The organism is Pseudoxanthomonas kalamensis DSM 18571 (assembly GCF_010211745.1).
GTDB lineage: Bacteria > Pseudomonadota > Gammaproteobacteria > Xanthomonadales > Xanthomonadaceae > Pseudoxanthomonas_A > Pseudoxanthomonas_A kalamensis.
The window spans coordinates 20,166-36,187 of the sequence record NZ_PDWQ01000001.1 but is presented as its reverse complement, the minus strand read 5'-3'; the positions used below and the strand labels follow the sequence as shown (position 1 = coordinate 36,187).

Here is a 16,022-nt window from a genome sequence, read left to right as displayed (position 1 = left end):
CATGGAAGACGCAATCGCCACACTGGCCACGTTGCTGGCTGCCGGACCCCGCCAGTCGGGCCGGCTGCTGCGGCTGCACACGCCGCTCGGTCCGGACGTGCTGGTGGCCGAGACGCTGGACGGGGTCGAGTCGCTGGATGCCGGCGGCTACTGCCTGGAACTGACCGCGCTGTCGCTGGACGCGCAGCTGGATCTGGCCGCCTTGCCCGGCCGCGCGGTGCTGCTGGAACTGCTGCAGGCCGACGGCAGCCTGCGCCCGTTCCACGGCCACGTCACCGCGTTCGAACACGAAGGCAGCAACGGCGGCCTGGCCCGCTACCGGCTGCGGATCGAGCCGTGGTTGGCGCTGCTGCGGCAGCGGGTGGACAGCCATGTGTTCCAGGACAAGTCGGTCGTCGAGATCGTCGAGGACGTGTTCGCCGATTACGCCGAGGCCGGCGAATTGGTCCCGGCCTGGCGCTGGGAACTGACCGACCGCAGCGTGTACCGCCGGCGCAGCCTGACCACGCAATACGGCGAGAGCGATTTCAATTTCGTCGCACGGTTGCTGGCCGACGAAGGCATTGGCTATTGCATCGAACATGCCGGCGATGCCTCCGCCGAGCATCTGGGTGCGCACACGCTGGTGTTGTTCGACGGCAACGACGCGCTGTCGGAACTCGGCGCGGTGCGCTTCCACCGCAGCGACGCCAGCGAGCGCACGGACAGCGTGACCCGCTGGCAGCTGACCACCCGCGCGCAGACCGGCAGCCTGAGCCGTGCCAGCTGGGATTACCGCAGCCTGTCGCTGCGCCCGGCCAGCGCCGAAGGCAAGGCGCATGGCGGAATCACCGCCAACGACGAGGACACCGCCGGCCCCTACGCCTGGCACGACCGCGACGAAGGCGAACGCCTGGTCGCGCGCCAGCTGGAAGCGCTGCAGGTGCAGGCCAGGGTCGCCGCCGGCCGCGGCAGCTGGCGCGCACTGCAGGCCGGCGCCCGCTTCACCCTGGTCGAACACGGGCAGGGCGACGGCGACTGGCTGTGCCTGCAGGTGCGGCACTGGGCGCGCAACAACCTGGGCGCGGAGGTGGCCGAGCGCAGCGAGGCCCTGCTGGGCGCGGTGACGCTGGCACGCCCGGCGCTGCCCGCGGCGCTGGCCGGGCTGGGCAGCGACCCGCACCCGCGCGATGCTGGCGAGTTGCCGCACGACGATGCCCGGCCCGACGTGGCCGGCGACAACCTGCAGCTGGGCGAAGGCTTCTATAGCAATCGTTTCAGCGCCATTCCCGCAAGCACCCCGTACCGGCCAAAGCTGGAAGACGATCACGGCCTGCGCCGCCACCCCAAACCGAGCGTGGCCGGCACCCTGACCGGCATCGTGGTCGGCGAAGGTCCGGTGCATACCGACCGCGACCACCGCATCCGGGTGCAGCTGCCGTCCGTGCGCCCGCGCGGCGAAGGCATGCAGGCCGACGCCGCGGCGGCGGCCGACGAAGGCCAGTTCGAGACCTGGGTGCGGGTGGCCACGCCGTGGGCCGGCGACAACTGGGGCGGCGTGTTCGTGCCGCGCATCGGCCAGGAAGTGCTGGTGGGCTTCCTGGAAGGCGATATCGACCGTCCGGTGATTGTCGGGGCGCTGTACAACGGCCAGGGCAATGCCGACGCCCCGCACAACCAGGTGGGCGGCGGCCTGGCCGGGGCCACCGGCAACGCGCCGGCGTGGTTCGAAGGCAATGACCACAAGGCCGTATTCACCGGCTTCAAGAGCCAGGCGCTGGGCGCCAGCCAGGACGGCAGCGGCGGCTACCAGCAGCTGCGGCTGGACGACACTCCCGGCCAGGGCCGTGCGCAGCTGTCCACCACCCAGCAAGCCAGCACCCTGACCCTGGGTCATCTGAAGGGCGGGCAGGACAATGTGCGCGGGGCCGAACGCGGCTACGGCATCGAACTGAACACCCAGGCCTTCGGTGCGTTGCGCAGCGGCCAGGGTCTGTTGCTCAGCACTGAAGCGGGCCGCCGGCAGCTGGACGCGCAACAGGCGCAGCAACAGCTGGCGCAAGGCGAACAGCTTCTGCAGACACTGGCCGATACCGCCAAGACGCAGACCGCCGTGCTGGAAGGTGACCCCGACACCCTGCCGGCGCAGGAAAGCCTGAAGGCCCTGCAGGAAACCCTGGCCGCGACCCAGAGCGGCAGCGCGCCGGGCAACGGCATCGAAGGCGGCGACGGCGAAGCGCCGGGCTGGAGCGCCCCGGTCCTGCTCGGCAGCGGCGTCGACGGCGTACTGGCGCTGACCCCGGCCGACCAGCACTGGGTCTCGGGCACCCAGACCCTGCTGGACGCCGGTCGCGACCTGAACTGGCTCAGCCAGGGCGAAACCGTCATCGCCAGCGGCGGCGGCACGCTGCTGTTCACCCACGGTGGCCCGCCCCCGCAGGGCAAGCCCAACCAGGAGACCGGCATCGCCCTGCACGCCGCGCAAGGCAAGGTCAGCGCCCGCGCGCACAAGAACCTGGCCCGCGTCGCTGCGCAGGACAGCATCCGCGTGGCCAGTACCCAGGCCGAAGTGGAAGTGTCCTCGCCCAGCAAGCACGTCCTGCTGACCGCCGCCGGCGCCTACATCAAGCTCGAAGGCGGCAACATCGAACTCGGCGCCCCTGGCACCATCGAGTTCAAGGCCAGCCAGAAGGAACTGACCGGGCCGAAGAGCGCGAGCGGCCAAGCGCAGATTCCCCAAGGGGAATTGAAAGCCTGTCCGAAGCAGGACGCTGCCGCCGCAGCTGGCGGCGCGGCAATGTTGTAGCGACATGGACATCGTGCGCCAACTGGGCGAAAGCCTGCAGACTAATCAAGCCATGACCACCTGCGTGCTGTTCGACCCAATGTTACGGGAGCCGCTGGCCGTTGAATGGTTGGAAGCGCAGGAGTGCGTTCCAGTCCCGATTCCGCTCAAGCATGTGACGTTGCAACCGGATCAATTTCCCAGACTGGTCCCCTTCCGGCCCCAGGACGTACATGTATTGCAGGCCAGCGTCGAGGCCGCCCGGGACGAACAGGGACAGGCATCAGCCGAAAAGAACGATGGCTTCGCAATTGGGGGCTGGCTGATCTCCGAAGCGACGCCGGAAGTGCTGGCCAAGCATCTGGCGTCCACAATGTCGATACAGCTCCCCAACGGTGGCGGCAACCGATATCTGCGCTGGGCGGACCGGCGCGTACTGGAGTGGATGTGGCCCGTTCTGGACGAAGCTCAACGGTGCCAGTTGCTGGGACCCGTAGCCCGCTGGACTTGTCTAGATCGGCGTGGAGAGCTTGTGACGTATTGCCGTGCCGAGCAAGCTGGGCCGAAGCCGCCATTGCACTTGCGGCCTGAGCAATGGACGCATGCGCAAGACTGCCAGATGGCCCAGGATCTGTTGCGTGGCTGGCTGGGATTTTGCACCGAGTTGCCGACGGACTACCTGCAACAAGCGGTCAACGCACTGCACGGGGTCAGGCAACTCGATATTCGCGACCGACAGGACAGCGTCCTGGTCGGTGCTTATATCCTGCAAGTGCACCCGCGGCTGGCCGCGCATCCGACGTTTGTCGCGGCAATTGATCAGGCACTCCAGCAGGGAGAGCCGCTGGCGGACGCCCTTGCGCGAATCCCGGACCCATACGGCTGGGACGCAATGCGCGCAGACTTGATGGCTGGACATCTGCAAGTCCCTTTGGCCTACGCATAGAACAGGAAGCGAACGAACATGGCGGACGGACACTCTTATTCGGCCAATGCGCAGCAAGCGGCTTCGGGCACGCCCGCGTGTCAATCGGGGGGCTGCGAAGCCTGCCAGAAGATCGGATTGCCCCTTTTGCTGGTACGCCCGGGCATTGCCGACGGCAATTACACAAGCGGGAAGCAATCGCTGCTGCGTCCGCTGTTCAATCAGGAATTGCCGTTGCCATCGCTTCCTTCTTCCGTGTCGGGTTACGTGGCGCGCGCACTTCGCCCCGGTTTCGTGATGGTTTTTTACGAAACTCCACACACGCCGGAACTGAAGGAAAATCATGGCTGGCAGGCGTTTAAAGTGCATGCCGGCGGCTATTTGATCCCCTATTACCCGGTGGGAATGCCGTCCGGTCAGGATGGCGAGGGTTTTTCGTGCCAGCGTACAGCGTCCTATGCCACTGCCATGCTGCTGGTCATCCCCGACGCCAAGCGTGCCGGCAAGGTGTGGGTGGGCTACAGCGACCACTTCTGGAGTTCCAAAGTGCGCGAGCAGTACGCCGCGGACAAGCAGCTGCGGAAGCAGCGTATGACACGAATCGATGCCAAACAGGCCGAATGTCGGTCTTCCATTGAATTGACGGCTGACAACGTACGCAATGCGATAGCAGATTACGATCCGGGTCGGCCAGCAAATGCTTTCGACGGTAATCCGTTTGCCCCCATTCTGTTGGCGCGGGAGCCTGGGGTCGCCGGCACACGACCGGAGCGGGCCGATGACCTGGCGGAGAGAGCGCAGCAGATATTAGGGGCATCCAATGCGGCAACCGCTTCGCGCCGCGACGATTACCCGCTGGATGCGGCCAAGATCATCTGCATAGCCGACCCCATTGGCGCAACTGCCGAAGCGGCCCAACGTCGGGTGACGTTGTGCAGCACCTCCAGTGATTGGGTGCTGTCGCAGGCACAGGGATTCCGGCGGTTCCAGTCGGCGTTGATGGTGGAAGGGCTGCTCAAGCGCGCCGAGGATCAGGGCAAAGCGCGCAAGGCGGTCAATGCCGACCCGAAGTATGCCGGTATGAATGGAAGGGAGGTCAGTCCGACTGAGTTCGAGCGACTGAAACAGGCCGACAAGATTCCACCAGACGCCACGTTGGAGCCCGTGTACATCTATGGGTGGGATGGTGCGGAAGGCGATGGACGCTTTAGAAAGCCGGGAGTCGGCCAGATACGCTTCGTGTCGAATGCCGAGATAGATGGGGATGCGAAGGACTTCAAGGAACAGGTGCTGGACGGATTGACCGAAGCCTCGAAAGGCACGCCAGCATATCGCCAGTTTCTGGATACACATGCACAGAAAGCCCGGCAGGATGCCCAGCGGCTGCAAAAGCTGGAGCAGGACTACGGTGCCTGGTTGAATTCGGAGGCGCGCAAGCTGGTCACTGCGCACGACTTCGATACCGAATCCCCGGCGGATGGCATCTATTATTGCGATTCAGTGTGCAAGCTGACCTACGCAGGACCAATCACCGATGTGGGCCTGGAGTGGTATCGCGATTTCCTGCTCAAAGATCCCTCCGACCCGGAAGCACTACTGATCCGTGCCTTGTTGGGTAACCAGAAATCGGCATTCGAGGCGTTCAAGCCCACCAAGGTCCTGAAGGAAATCAAGACCTTCTTCAAGCTGATCGACGAGATCGAGAAGGCAGTGACCGAAGGCAAGGCGGCAGGTATGCCGGCAGGCAATCGCGCATTGCTGCAGGCCGTGCCGGAAGTCCGCCTGATTGCCCGGCAATTGCCCGTGCTCAGGTTGCTGGCTTCCAGCTTGGGTGGCGTGCTGATGCCGGTGATCGGCGGTACGGCCATGGGGCTGGACAAGTTGCAGCAGCTGCAGCCGGAGTTCTTTGCCAAGCTGCAGATCGTGGTGGAAAGCGGTGTGGACACTCTGGCTGGACGGATGGGAGTCACTATCCACAAGCTGCAGCTTCCCATCGATGTGGCGGCCCGGTACTGGCGGCGGCAGATGGGCATGACCCGCGAGCTGGTCAAGCGCACCGTGACCGAACTGGAAAGCACTCGGGTCAAGAGCCTGGTACTGGGCGGCGCCATGTGGTTTGACCTGGGCGGCAGCCCCAAACTGGCCGAGGATCTTGTGGATTTCTACGTGGCTGTCCGCAATGGCAGTCAGACGAGCGCCCCGGCGGTACTGGGCGCACTGGAGCAGACAGAGGCGGCAGGCAACAAGGCGCTGGCAGGCATGGCCGGTGCGGTGGCCACGGGGGGCGACCAGGTGGCGCAATTGGCACGCCAGCTGGGCAAGGACACCAACACGCTGTTGCGCGACAGTGTGCAGGTGTTCAAACAGGGCGGTGCGTCGTTGTCCATGGCCGGCGGGGTGTTGCAGGTGCTGGCCATCAGCAAGGCCTGGCATCAGCTCGATACCGGTGATCAGGAGGCACGGCAGCATGCGCGGGTATCGTTGTTGACCGCAGGTTTGGGCCTGAGCGCCGCCATGATGGAAATCAGCGAGGCGTTTGCCAAGCAGTGGGGCAAGACGGTGGCGGCAACGGGGCTGAAGGTGGTGGCGGGTTCGGCGTCTGCGGTGTCGCTGCTGATTGATGCTGTTTGTCTCTATATAGCCGCAAGTGAGGATGCTAGAGAGGCAGACGATGACACAGCATGGGCTCGGAGAGCTCAAGCAACATTCTTCCTAGGTGCGTCTATTGCTGGAGGCTTGGCGGTCGCCGAGACGGTGGGCTGGATTACGGCCGCAGGCTTGGGCCTCTCCTGGACGGGTTGGGGGTTGCTGCTTGTGGGACTGGGCCTGATTGCCGGAGCCATTGCCCTCTATCTGGACGACACACCCACCGAGGAATGGGTCAAGAAAAGCATCTGGGGTACCGCCAGCGACAAGTGGTCCAGCCTGCAGGTCGAGCAGAACGAGCTGAACAAGATTCTGCTGGGGGTGCGGGTGGATTTCGAGGCCGGCGTGCGGATGATGACCAAGGTGTACCCCTCTGCCATGGGTGCCTCAGTGGGACAAGAGCCCACCGACATCTACGATGCACGGATTACCCTGTATATCCCCAAGGCTCTGCGCGTGCAGGTCAGGTATCAGCTGACGTTCTGGATGAGCGGCAACAGCGATCAGCAGAAAGGCTGGGAACTGAGCAGTGACGGCAAGTTCATCACTGGGCCGGGGTACATCGGCGACCAGGAAGAGGCCGAGGACTCCGTGACTCGCCGGGCCCAGATCGATCGCAAGGCGGTGTCGGGCATCAGTGGTCAGGTGACGATATGGGACGCCCCGATGGATGGCGAGATCATTGTGGACGAAAAGCTGACGGCAAACTGACATGACACGCAAGGACAACCCCGACTACGACATTCGCCTGCCCGAATGGAAGGCCGAAGACCCGTGGTTCACGTTCAGCGAGGAGAAGCGCAAAACCTTGCTGGGCGGCAAATTCCCTTGGCGGGTGGCGCCGGAGGACAAGAAGCAGCCCGTACATGGCAAGGCCAGTACCTGTGACTCGCTGTTGAATGTTTATCCGGATGCGATTGAAGTGGGGGCTCCGGCAGGCTCGGCTGAGATGGTGCCGATGATGGTCATATTTTCCGTAATTTCCGCAATTGGATGCATTTCCCTTGTATATTCAGGAGTAGTGGAGTTTATAAAATGGGGAAGCATTAAGAGCGCAAATGATGTTGCATGGCTCTTGATATCAAGTGTACTTGCAGGCGCCTTTGCAAATGTTAGCGGCTTTTTTTTTCGTATAGCATTCTTCACCCCCCGCGATATCCCGGTACTCTTCAATCGCGTCACCCGTGAGGTGACCTTCTTTCCCATCGTGACCGCGCGCTTCTGGAAGTTCTGGCAGAAGCCCGGTGTGGGTCCTGTCCGCACCTATCGCTGGGAGGATGTTCGCGCCCGCAGCTACAAGCTGACCGAGTTCACTGGCTCAGCGGGTCGCGAGTCGTACCTGCTGGCCCTGCTGTGGGGTGAAGAGTCCGATCCCCGGCAGTGCAAGGAAATCATCACCATCGGCTACAAGGGCTGGTGGGAGGATGAATTGCTGTGGCGACTGTACGAGCACATTCGCCGCTACATGGAAGAAGACGGCCCGCCGATACAGCCGGGGGAGACCCTGCGCACATCCGGGTTCGGCAAATTGCCGGCGTTCCCGCCCGAGGTGATCGCCAAGGCGGGCGGCCCGGCCCTGAGCCCGGAAGAAGTCATGAAGCTGGCCGACCAGGCAGCGACTTGAAGAGCCATTGCCCTCTATCTGGACGACACACCCACCGAGGAATGGGTCAAGAAAAGCATCTGGGGTACCGCCAGCGACAAGTGATCCAGCCTGCAGGTCGAGCAGAACGAGCTGAACAAGATTCTGCTGGGAGCGCGGGTGGATTTCGAAGCGGGCATCAAGATGGATTTGGAAATGGGAGCCGTGGGCATCGGGGCACCGGTGATGCGACGAGTACCTTCCGACACCTATGAGGCGCGGATTACCCTGTATATCCCCAAGGCCCTGCGCGAGCAGGTCAAGTATCAGCTGACGTTCTGGATGAGCGGCAACAGCGATCAGCAGAAAGGCTGGGAACTGAGCGGTGACGGCAAGTTCGTTGACGGGCCGGGGTACATTGACGACCAGGAAGAGACCGAGGACTTCGTGACGCGACGGGCCGAGATCAATCGCGATGCGGTGTCGGGCATCAGTGGTCAGGTGACGATATGGGACGCCCCGGTGGATGGCGAGATCATCGTGGACGAAAGGCTGACGGCAAACTGACATGGCACGCAAGGACAACCCCGACTACGACATTCGCCTGCCGGAGTGGAACGCGGAAGACCCGTGGTTCGATCTCAGTGGCGATGAAAACAAGACAAGGCGCCGCGCATTGCGCGGCGGGCGCCCATGGCGAGTAGCGCCGGAGGACAAGAAGCAGCCGGTGCATGGCAAGGCCAGTACCTGCGATTCGCTAGTGAATATTTATCCTAATGCAATTGCAGTGGGTACCGCATCAGGAGCAATTGATGAAAAAATATCTTTAATAATTCTTTTGGTTATCGGATTAATAGCATTTCCGGTAATAGGATCATTTTCTCTTAGTCCTATACTTGAATATGTTAATCACCATGATTATATTGTAGATGATATCTACACAGTCAGGTCTATTGGTGCATTAGACATAATTATGTCGTTAATTTTCGGGTTTTTTTCAATATTTTTTTTAATGATATCAATATATGTGTCTAAGTTGATTTTTTTGGCGCCTAGTGATCTTCCCGTCATTTTCAACAAAAAGACTCGCGAGGTCACCTTCTTGCGTCCAATACCGCTTCGATTCTGGAAGTTCTGGCAATTGGTGAAATTTGATGGAGTGCATACCTTTCGCTGGGAGGATGTTCGTGCCCGCAGCTACAAACTGACCGAGTTCACAGGTTCGGCGGGACGGGAGTCCACTTTGCTGGTGTTGATGTGGCCGCAAGAGGCTGACCCGCATCGATGCGAGATATTCATCAACATCGGCTACAAGGGCTGGTGGGAAGACGAATTGCTGTGGCGATTGTATGAGCACATTCGCCGCTACATGGAAGAAGACGGCCCGCCGATACAGCCGGGAGAGACCCTGCGCACATCCGGGTTCGGCAAGTTGCCGGAATTTCCATTCGAGGTGATCGCCAAGGCCGGCGGCCCGGCACTGAGCCCGGAAGAAGTCATGAAGCTGGCATTCCAGGCGGTTTGAGGGGACAGAAGGTAGTCCCGACTGCACTACTCGCTGTCACGAGAATGCAGAAACTATCGTGAATTGATGGTTCCGCCGGCAATCACTGATATAGCGACCCTGTATCCCCTGGCTGCCGTTTGAAGCGTCGGTGGATCCATAGGTACTGGTCGGGCGCCTCGCGGACCATGCCTTCGATGGCGGCGATGACGCGGGCAGTGTCTACGGTGGCGTCTTTCGAGGGGAAGTCGACGAAAGGTGGCGATAGTTTCAGGGTGTAGCCGCCGTCCGGGCGGCGCACGTGCGAGAAGGCGATCACCGCCGCGCCGGACAAGCGCGCCAGTTGGTGGGTCGAGGTCAGGCTGTAGGCCGGGTGGCCGAAGAACGGTACGAACACGCTGTCACCGCGGCGGGTGTCCTGGTCCGGCGCGAACCACAACAACCCGCCCTGCTTGAGATGCTTCAGCGCAGGCCGCAATTCCTCGCGGGTGAACATGGCGCTGGCATAGCGCAGGCGGCCGTGGCGGACCGCCCACTCCATCGCGCCCTGGGTGTGCGGGCGATACATGCCGGCCAGCGGGGCGTAATCGCACATCAGCCGGGCCGAGATTTCCAGGGTGGTGAAGTGGCCGGAGACCACGATCACGCCACGGCCACCGGCGCGCGCGGCTTGCAGATGCTCCAGCCCTTCGACGACCAAGTGTTTGCGCATCGGTGCCACACTGCCCCACCAGGCGCGGGCGAACTCGAAGGCGCCGGTGCCCAGGGCCACGAAACTCTGCCGCACCAAGGCGGCCTGGGCGGCGAGGTCCAGTTCGGGGAAGCACAGGGCGATGTTGCGTTCGGCGATCCTGCGTCGGCTGCCCATAAGCCGGTACAGCAGCCAGCCCAAGCCGCGGCCGAGCGCGCGCTGGAAGGTCCACGGCAGCCGCGCCAGCAGCCAAGCCAGGCCGATGCCGATCCAGGTCGGCCATTGCCGCAGCCCCAGCGGGGGCGGCGGTTCGCCTGTGGTTGCCTGCTTGTCCTGATCGGCCATTGACGCATTGTAGCGGTCGGCCGGTTATCCTAATTGCCCATGCCGAAGGACCTGACTGAGCGACTGCTGCGCACCCTGTATTCGGCGGTGTTGTACGTGCTGACTCCGGTCACGGTGTACCACCTGATCTGGCGCGGGTTCCGTTTCGCCGACTATTTCCAGCGCTGGAACGAGCGCTATGGCAGCTATCCGGGACCGGCCGAACCGGTGGACGTCTGGTTGCACGCGGTATCGGTGGGCGAGGTCAACGCCGCCGCCCCGGTGGTCGATGCGCTGCGCAGGCAGCACCCGCACTGGCGCTGGCTGGTGACCACCATCACCCCGACCGGCTCGGCACGGGTGCGCGCGCTGTGGGGCGACGACGTGCAGCACGTGTATGTGCCCTACGACCTGCCCGGCGCGGTTCGGCGCTTCCTGCGGCATTTCCGCCCGCGTCTGGCGCTGGTGATGGAAACCGAGCTGTGGCCCAACCTGCTGCTGGGTTGCCACGACCAAGGCGTACCGCTGTACATCCTCAACGCACGGCTGTCGGCGCGTTCGCTGCGCGGCTATGCGGTGCTGGGGCCGCTGATCTCGCGGGTCGTGCGCACGGTACGCCGGATCGGCGCGCAGTCGGCGATGGACGGCAAGCGCTTCGTCCGCCTGGGGGCGAACGCCGAGGCGGTGACCGAAACCGGCAACCTGAAATTCGATATCGCCGCGCCGGCCGGGCTGGAGGCGTTCGTGGCCGAATTCCGGCAGCAATCGCCGCAGACGCGGCCGGCCTGGATCGCCGCCAGCACCCACGAAGGCGAAGAGACCGCGGTGCTGGAGATCCATCGCAAGTTGCGTCAGCGTTGGCCGGACCTGCTGCTGCTGTGGGCGCCGCGGCACCCGGAGCGGTTTCCGCGCGTGCTGGAACTGGCGCGCGCCGCAGGCTATCGGACCGCCAGCCGCAGCCGCGAGCGCTGGCCCGGCGAAGCCGACGTGTTCGTCGTCGATACGCTGGGCGAGTTGATGGCGTTCTACGCTTGCGCCGACGTCGCCTTCGTCGGCGGTAGCCTGCAGGACATCGGCGGGCACAACCTGCTGGAGTCGGCGGCGGTGGGCACGCCGATGGTCACCGGCCCGCATCTGCACAACTTCGCCGAAATTTCGCGCCGCCTGCAGGAGGCGGGCGCGCTGAAGGTGCGCGCCGATGCGCTGGAAGTGGGCGCCGCATTGCGGGTGTTGCTGGAGGACACCGACGAGCGCGCGCGAATGGCCGCTGCCGGCCGTGACCTGGTCGAGCGTGGTCGCGGCGCGTTGCAGAAGACGCTGGCGATGATCGCCGAAGACCTGCCGGCCGGCTGAGGCGGCTGCCTAGTGCAGCTTCGAAGGCTGTACGTTCAGTTCGACCAGGCGCTCGCGCATGGCGTCGGAATCCTGCGCTTCCGGCGCCAGTTCCAGATAACGGCCAAGGTCGGCGCGGGCGCCGGTCAGGTAGTCCAGCTTCAGGTAGGCCAGGCCACGGTCGCGCAGGGCGTCGGGCTGGTCGGGGGTCAGCTTCAGCATGCGGTCGGCGCTGCGCGCGGCGCGATCCCATTCGTCGCGTTCGGCGTACAGGCCGTGCAGGTTGCGCAGGACCCGGGTCAGGATGGCGCGGTGCGAGGCCGGGTCGAGGATCTGCAGCAGCGCGTTGTCGTCCGGCACGTCGCCGCCCAGATGCGGTTTGGCGCGCTCGCGCAGCTCGTCGGCGCCCAGCGGGCGACCGCCGTTGAACGGGTCCATCACCAGGATGCCGTCGTCTACCGGCAAGCGGACCAGGAAATGGCCGGGGAAGGACACCCCGTCCAGCGGCACGCCCAGCCGGCGCGCGACTTCCATCTGCACCATCGCCAGCGAGATCGGATTGCCCAGCCGGCGGTCGAACACTTCGTTGAGATAGCTGTTGCGCGGGTCGTAGTACTCGTCGTGATTGCCGCTGTAGCCCAGTTCGTCGAACAGGTGGCGGTTGATCGCTGCCATCTTCAGCGGGCGGGTGTCGATGGCGTCGATCTCGGTGCGCAGATGCTCGACATGGCTCTGCACCAGCGCATCGTACTGGGCCGGGTCCAGGTCCGGGTATTCGTCGCTGGCGATCAGCAGGGCGGTGCCGAGCAGGGGCAGGCTTTCGTCGCCATGCGCCGCCAGCGAATCCCAGTCCGGCAGTGTCAGTCGTTCCCCCATGCCCCGACTGTGGGGCTTGTGGCCGGCACAATCAAGCCCTAGGGCGCGATCGGAATGTTCTTGCTCAGGCCCAGTTCGGCGCCGTTTTCCAGCTGCAGGCGCGCAGCCTGGCCGGCGTTCAGCTCCAGCACGTAGCGTGCCGGCTTGCCGCTGGGGTAGGTCGGGCAGGCGTTGCCGGCCGAACAGGGGGGCACGTCGCGCTGCTGCGCCACCAGTTTGCGTTGACTGTCGAAATACAGGATGTCGAGCGGAATCCGGGTGTTCTTCATCCAGTAGCCCAGTGGTTCTTCAAAGTCGTGGATGAACAGCATGCCGTGGTCGTCGTCCATGCGGTCGCGGAACATCAGGCCGCGCTGGCGCTCCGGTTCCTCGTCGGCGATTTCCACCTGATAGCGCTGGCCGGCCAGCTCGACCCAGGGCTTGCCGGCGCTGGCGCAGCCGCCGAGCAGCAGGAGCAGGAAGGGCAGGGCGAGGCGTGTGGACATGGCAGGACCGGGAGACGTGAAAAACCGAACCAGTGTAGCGGCAGATCGCGGGTGGGTCAGAACAGCTGGCCGGTTTCGCCCGCGGTGGGTGGATCGGGGTGGCGATTGCGGTCGGTCCAGCCGCCGACGCCGGCCTTCGGCGGCCGCGTGACCGACGCGGCGGACGGCGAGGGGCGTTGTCGGGCCTGGCGATGCGCGTTCTCGGCCATCTTCCGCGTCTGCCGTTCGCGCAGCAGCCACAGCTCGTTGCTGCCGGCGTCGGCCGCCGACGGTCCGGCGTGGCGCTTGCGGGTCACCGCGTCCTCTTCGTGTTCGGTTTCCGGCACGTGCTGGAAGGGGATGCGCATCGGCGCCGCGTCCAGCGCCACGGCTTGCTGCATGGCGCCGAAATAGACCGAATTGTTGCCGTACTTGCGGTTGATCGCATCGATGACCCGGCTCACGTCGCGGTCGCGGCGACGGCCCGGCATCAGCTCGCCGCTCTGGCAGCCGGCTTCCTCCAGTCCGGTCAGGGTCACCGCGACCGATAGCGGCGGATGCCGGTGCGGGTTCCAGCGGCCGCTGTCGATCGCCCGCCGCAACGAGGCTAGCTGCTGTCCCAGCAAGTGCAGCAGGGCGGGGGTGTCGTCGATCGGCGCGAACGGCAGATCGCGTTCGAAGCGCTTGTCCAGGCCGACGAAGCGCATGCGGATGGACAGGCCGCGGGCGAGCAGGCCGTCCTTGCGCATTCGCATGGCCGCCTTGGCCAGCAGCTTGAACAGCACCGAACGGGCACCGTCGAAGTTGCGCAGTTCCGGGCCGAGCACGTGCGAATGTCCGATCGAGCCGCGCACGATCCGGCGTTCGGGCAGGTCGTGGCCGTGCAACTGCATCCAGAAGCGCTCGCCTTCCACGCTGCCCCAGACCAGTCGCAGGCGTTCGCGGCTGGCCGCGCACAACTGCGCGCTGGTGCGGATGCCGGCGGCATGCAGGCGTTGCAGCATCGACGGGCCGATGCCGCAGAAGTCGTTCAGTTCCAGAGTGAGCAGCGATTGCGGCAGGTCGGTGGCTTCAAGCACGGTCAGCCCGTCGGGCTTGCGCATGTCCGAGGCGGTCTTGGCCAGGAACTTGTTCGGCGCGATGCCGATCGAGCAGCGGAGCCACTCGAACTCGTCGGCGATGCGGCGCTTGATGGCTTCCGCAATGGCGACCGCGTTGTCGCGCCGGCGTTCGCGTCCGATCAGCCAGCACGGCACTTCGTCGATCGATTCGGCCTTGCCGTGCGGGATGCAGTCGCCGATGGCGTCCATCAGCCGGTGGTGGACTTCGACGTAGCGCGCCGGCCGCGCTTCGACCAGCTCGATGTCCGGGAACTTCGCGCGCGCTTCCGACACCAGGGTGCCGGTGCCGATGCCGTATTCCTTCGCTTCGATGCTGGCGGCGATGCAACAGGTGGTCTCGGCCAGCACCGGCACCACCCCGACCGGCTTGCCGCGCAACGCCGGGCGGTCTTCCTGCTCCACCGAGGCGAAGTAGGAATTGAAGTCGACGAACAGGCAGCGCAGGGTCATGCGGCGAGTATCCCGCCGCCCCGTCTCACCGGTGAAGAAACCCCGCGGGTCAGTCGCTTGCGTGCGCCGGCCTACAGCACCTGCGGCGGCTGGCCGCCGACGATGACCACATCGGCCGGACGGCGGGCGAACAGGCCGACGCTGACCACGCCGGGAATCTGGTTGAGTTCGCGCTCCATCGTCACCGGATCGACGATCGACAGGTTGTGCACGTCCAGGATCACGTTGCCGTTGTCGGTGGTCACGCCGTCGCGCCAGACCGGCTGGCCGCCGGTCATGGCCACGATCTCGCGCGCGACCAGGCTGCGCGCCATCGGGATCACTTCCACCGGCAACGGGAACGTGCCCAGCACCGGCACCTGCTTGCTCGGGTCGACGATGCAGACGAACTTCTGGCTGGCCTCGGCGATGATCTTCTCGCGGGTCAGCGCCGCGCCGCCGCCCTTGATCAGGCGCTTGTGCGGGTCGCATTCGTCGGCACCGTCCACGTACAGCGACAGGGCGCCGGCGTGGTTGAGGTCCAGCACTTCGATACCGTGCTGCCGCAGTCGCGCGGTGCTCTGTTCGGAACTGGACACGGTGCCGGCGATGCGGTCCTTGATCCGCGCCAGCGCGTCGATGAAATAGGCCACGGTCGAGCCGGTGCCGACGCCGACGATCATGCCATCCTCGACGTATTCGATGGCCTTTTCGCCAGCCAGGCGCTTCATTTCGGACATGGGGTATTCAATGGTGGTTGTAGGAGCGGCGTGAGCCGCGATGTAAGGCTGAATCAGGCTGTGATGTGAAGTGGCATGGGCTTGAAGGAGTTATCAAGTAACTGTACTCAATCGCCATTGCTGGACTTGATCTTTGATTTTTCTGAATGTCCATCTAGTTTCAGATTGCATCATGGCTTCGACAGAGGTGAACTGAATATTTTGGAAGTGGCAACGATTGAAGTAGGCCATAAGCTTCTTTTGAAGAGATTTTGTTGTACGGGAAGCCAATGCGCAGTACAAGATATGAACCAATGCGTCGTCATGCTTTTTCTCGATTCGCAGTATGTTCGCTAAGTTCTCGCTGACGCTTGCGTCAAGTGCCAGTGTCTGCTCTCCGGTAAAATTGCAGGCCTGTGCATGCTGCATATAGAGAGATTTCTGCTCATGATAAAAGCGCCAAGCATCATCTAGACGGTGCTCCTTAACTGCTGCTCTTGCCCTATGACCAGCTTCGGCGGCCTTGCCAAGGTAGTCCTCCGACAGAAAGTTGTTGAGGAACACCTCTAGCTCGATCTCCGATGGTGGTGCGGACACAGGCTGAGGGTCGCGCTTACGTTTGAAGAAGTTGAGCCAGTCCATAAC

General features: G+C 63.9%; 13 protein-coding genes. 7 read left to right on the top strand and 6 right to left on the bottom strand.

Going from position 1 to position 16,022, the window contains the following annotated elements; genetic code table 11:
• Nucleotide 1 precedes the first annotated feature (1 nt).
• The 6 genes from CSC70_RS00190 to CSC70_RS14550 all read left to right on the top strand — a co-directional run bounded on the left by CSC70_RS00190 (nucleotide 2) and on the right by CSC70_RS14550 (nucleotide 9,442).
• Nucleotides 2-2,785 carry a type VI secretion system Vgr family protein gene (locus CSC70_RS00190; RefSeq protein WP_162454624.1) on the top strand — a complete coding sequence of 928 codons (2,784 nt, stop codon included), beginning with the start codon at nucleotides 2-4 and terminating at the stop codon, nucleotides 2,783-2,785.
• Nucleotides 2,786-2,789: 4 nt separating this feature from the next.
• Complete coding sequence (locus CSC70_RS00185) at nucleotides 2,790-3,710, top strand: DUF4123 domain-containing protein (protein WP_162454623.1); 921 nt, start codon at nucleotides 2,790-2,792, stop codon at nucleotides 3,708-3,710.
• 18 nt (nucleotides 3,711-3,728) lie between these two features.
• Nucleotides 3,729-7,046 carry a T6SS effector BTH_I2691 family protein gene (locus CSC70_RS14555; protein ID WP_211369381.1) on the top strand — a complete coding sequence of 1,106 codons (3,318 nt, stop codon included), beginning with the start codon at nucleotides 3,729-3,731 and terminating at the stop codon, nucleotides 7,044-7,046.
• A 1-nt stretch (nucleotide 7,047) separates the two neighbouring features.
• Entirely contained in the window at nucleotides 7,048-7,959 is a 912-nt protein-coding gene (locus tag CSC70_RS14650) for a DUF6708 domain-containing protein (protein WP_246189280.1), read from the top strand.
• Nucleotides 7,960-8,097: 138 nt separating this feature from the next.
• The gene (locus CSC70_RS00170) at nucleotides 8,098-8,484 is read left to right on the top strand and encodes a hypothetical protein (RefSeq protein WP_162454622.1); all 387 of its coding nucleotides are present in this window, start codon (nucleotides 8,098-8,100) and stop codon (nucleotides 8,482-8,484) included.
• 1 nt (nucleotide 8,485) lies between these two features.
• The gene (locus CSC70_RS14550) at nucleotides 8,486-9,442 is read left to right on the top strand and encodes a DUF6708 domain-containing protein (protein WP_211369380.1); all 957 of its coding nucleotides are present in this window, start codon (nucleotides 8,486-8,488) and stop codon (nucleotides 9,440-9,442) included.
• Nucleotides 9,443-9,524: 82 nt separating this feature from the next.
• Here the strand turns inward: CSC70_RS14550 and lpxL are convergent, their stop codons facing one another.
• Nucleotides 9,525-10,457: an LpxL/LpxP family Kdo(2)-lipid IV(A) lauroyl/palmitoleoyl acyltransferase gene (gene lpxL, locus CSC70_RS00160; protein WP_162454621.1), complete on the bottom strand. Its 933-nt coding sequence runs from the start codon at nucleotides 10,455-10,457 to the stop codon at nucleotides 9,525-9,527.
• Between the two features lie 39 nt (nucleotides 10,458-10,496).
• On the opposite strand from lpxL, the gene waaA reads away from it, so the two are divergent.
• Complete coding sequence (waaA, locus tag CSC70_RS00155; RefSeq protein WP_162454620.1) at nucleotides 10,497-11,789, top strand: lipid IV(A) 3-deoxy-D-manno-octulosonic acid transferase; 1,293 nt, start codon at nucleotides 10,497-10,499, stop codon at nucleotides 11,787-11,789.
• A gap of 9 nt (nucleotides 11,790-11,798) precedes the next feature.
• On the opposite strand, the gene CSC70_RS00150 is transcribed toward waaA, so the two are convergent.
• The 5 genes from CSC70_RS00150 to CSC70_RS00130 all read right to left on the bottom strand — a co-directional run bounded on the left by CSC70_RS00150 (nucleotide 11,799) and on the right by CSC70_RS00130 (nucleotide 16,019).
• Nucleotides 11,799-12,644 (bottom strand): SirB1 family protein, encoded by an 846-nt coding sequence (locus CSC70_RS00150; RefSeq protein WP_162454619.1) that lies wholly within the window; start codon nucleotides 12,642-12,644, stop codon nucleotides 11,799-11,801.
• Between the two features lie 38 nt (nucleotides 12,645-12,682).
• Nucleotides 12,683-13,129 carry a DUF192 domain-containing protein gene (locus tag CSC70_RS00145; protein ID WP_162454618.1) on the bottom strand — a complete coding sequence of 149 codons (447 nt, stop codon included), beginning with the start codon at nucleotides 13,127-13,129 and terminating at the stop codon, nucleotides 12,683-12,685.
• A 56-nt stretch (nucleotides 13,130-13,185) separates the two neighbouring features.
• Nucleotides 13,186-14,679, bottom strand: a complete 1,494-nt coding sequence (locus CSC70_RS00140) for a DNA polymerase Y family protein (protein WP_162454617.1) — start codon at nucleotides 14,677-14,679, stop codon at nucleotides 13,186-13,188.
• 71 nt (nucleotides 14,680-14,750) lie between these two features.
• Entirely contained in the window at nucleotides 14,751-15,398 is a 648-nt protein-coding gene (gene rpiA / locus CSC70_RS00135; protein ID WP_162454616.1) for a ribose-5-phosphate isomerase RpiA, read from the bottom strand.
• 93 nt (nucleotides 15,399-15,491) lie between these two features.
• Nucleotides 15,492-16,019 carry a hypothetical protein gene (locus CSC70_RS00130; RefSeq protein ID WP_162454615.1) on the bottom strand — a complete coding sequence of 176 codons (528 nt, stop codon included), beginning with the start codon at nucleotides 16,017-16,019 and terminating at the stop codon, nucleotides 15,492-15,494.
• Between the last annotated feature and the right edge of the window lie 3 nt (nucleotides 16,020-16,022).

Excerpts from the sequence above, each read along its gene's own strand:
- CSC70_RS00145 (WP_162454618.1), bottom strand. The coding sequence starts at position 13,129 with ATGTCCACACGCCTCGCCCTGCCCTTCCTGCTCCTGCTGCTCGGCGGC.
- CSC70_RS00190 (WP_162454624.1), top strand. The coding sequence starts at position 2 with ATGGAAGACGCAATCGCCACACTGGCCACGTTGCTGGCTGCCGGACCC.
- CSC70_RS00185 (WP_162454623.1), top strand. The coding sequence starts at position 2,790 with ATGGACATCGTGCGCCAACTGGGCGAAAGCCTGCAGACTAATCAAGCC.
- CSC70_RS14550 (WP_211369380.1), top strand. The coding sequence starts at position 8,486 with ATGGCACGCAAGGACAACCCCGACTACGACATTCGCCTGCCGGAGTGG.
- rpiA (WP_162454616.1), bottom strand. The coding sequence starts at position 15,398 with ATGTCCGAAATGAAGCGCCTGGCTGGCGAAAAGGCCATCGAATACGTC.
- CSC70_RS14555 (WP_211369381.1), top strand. The coding sequence starts at position 3,729 with ATGGCGGACGGACACTCTTATTCGGCCAATGCGCAGCAAGCGGCTTCG.
- CSC70_RS00140 (WP_162454617.1), bottom strand. The coding sequence starts at position 14,679 with ATGACCCTGCGCTGCCTGTTCGTCGACTTCAATTCCTACTTCGCCTCG.
- CSC70_RS00130 (WP_162454615.1), bottom strand. The coding sequence starts at position 16,019 with ATGGACTGGCTCAACTTCTTCAAACGTAAGCGCGACCCTCAGCCTGTG.
- CSC70_RS00150 (WP_162454619.1), bottom strand. The coding sequence starts at position 12,644 with ATGGGGGAACGACTGACACTGCCGGACTGGGATTCGCTGGCGGCGCAT.
- waaA (WP_162454620.1), top strand. The coding sequence starts at position 10,497 with ATGCCGAAGGACCTGACTGAGCGACTGCTGCGCACCCTGTATTCGGCG.
- CSC70_RS14650 (WP_246189280.1), top strand. The coding sequence starts at position 7,048 with ATGACACGCAAGGACAACCCCGACTACGACATTCGCCTGCCCGAATGG.
- lpxL (WP_162454621.1), bottom strand. The coding sequence starts at position 10,457 with ATGGCCGATCAGGACAAGCAGGCAACCACAGGCGAACCGCCGCCCCCG.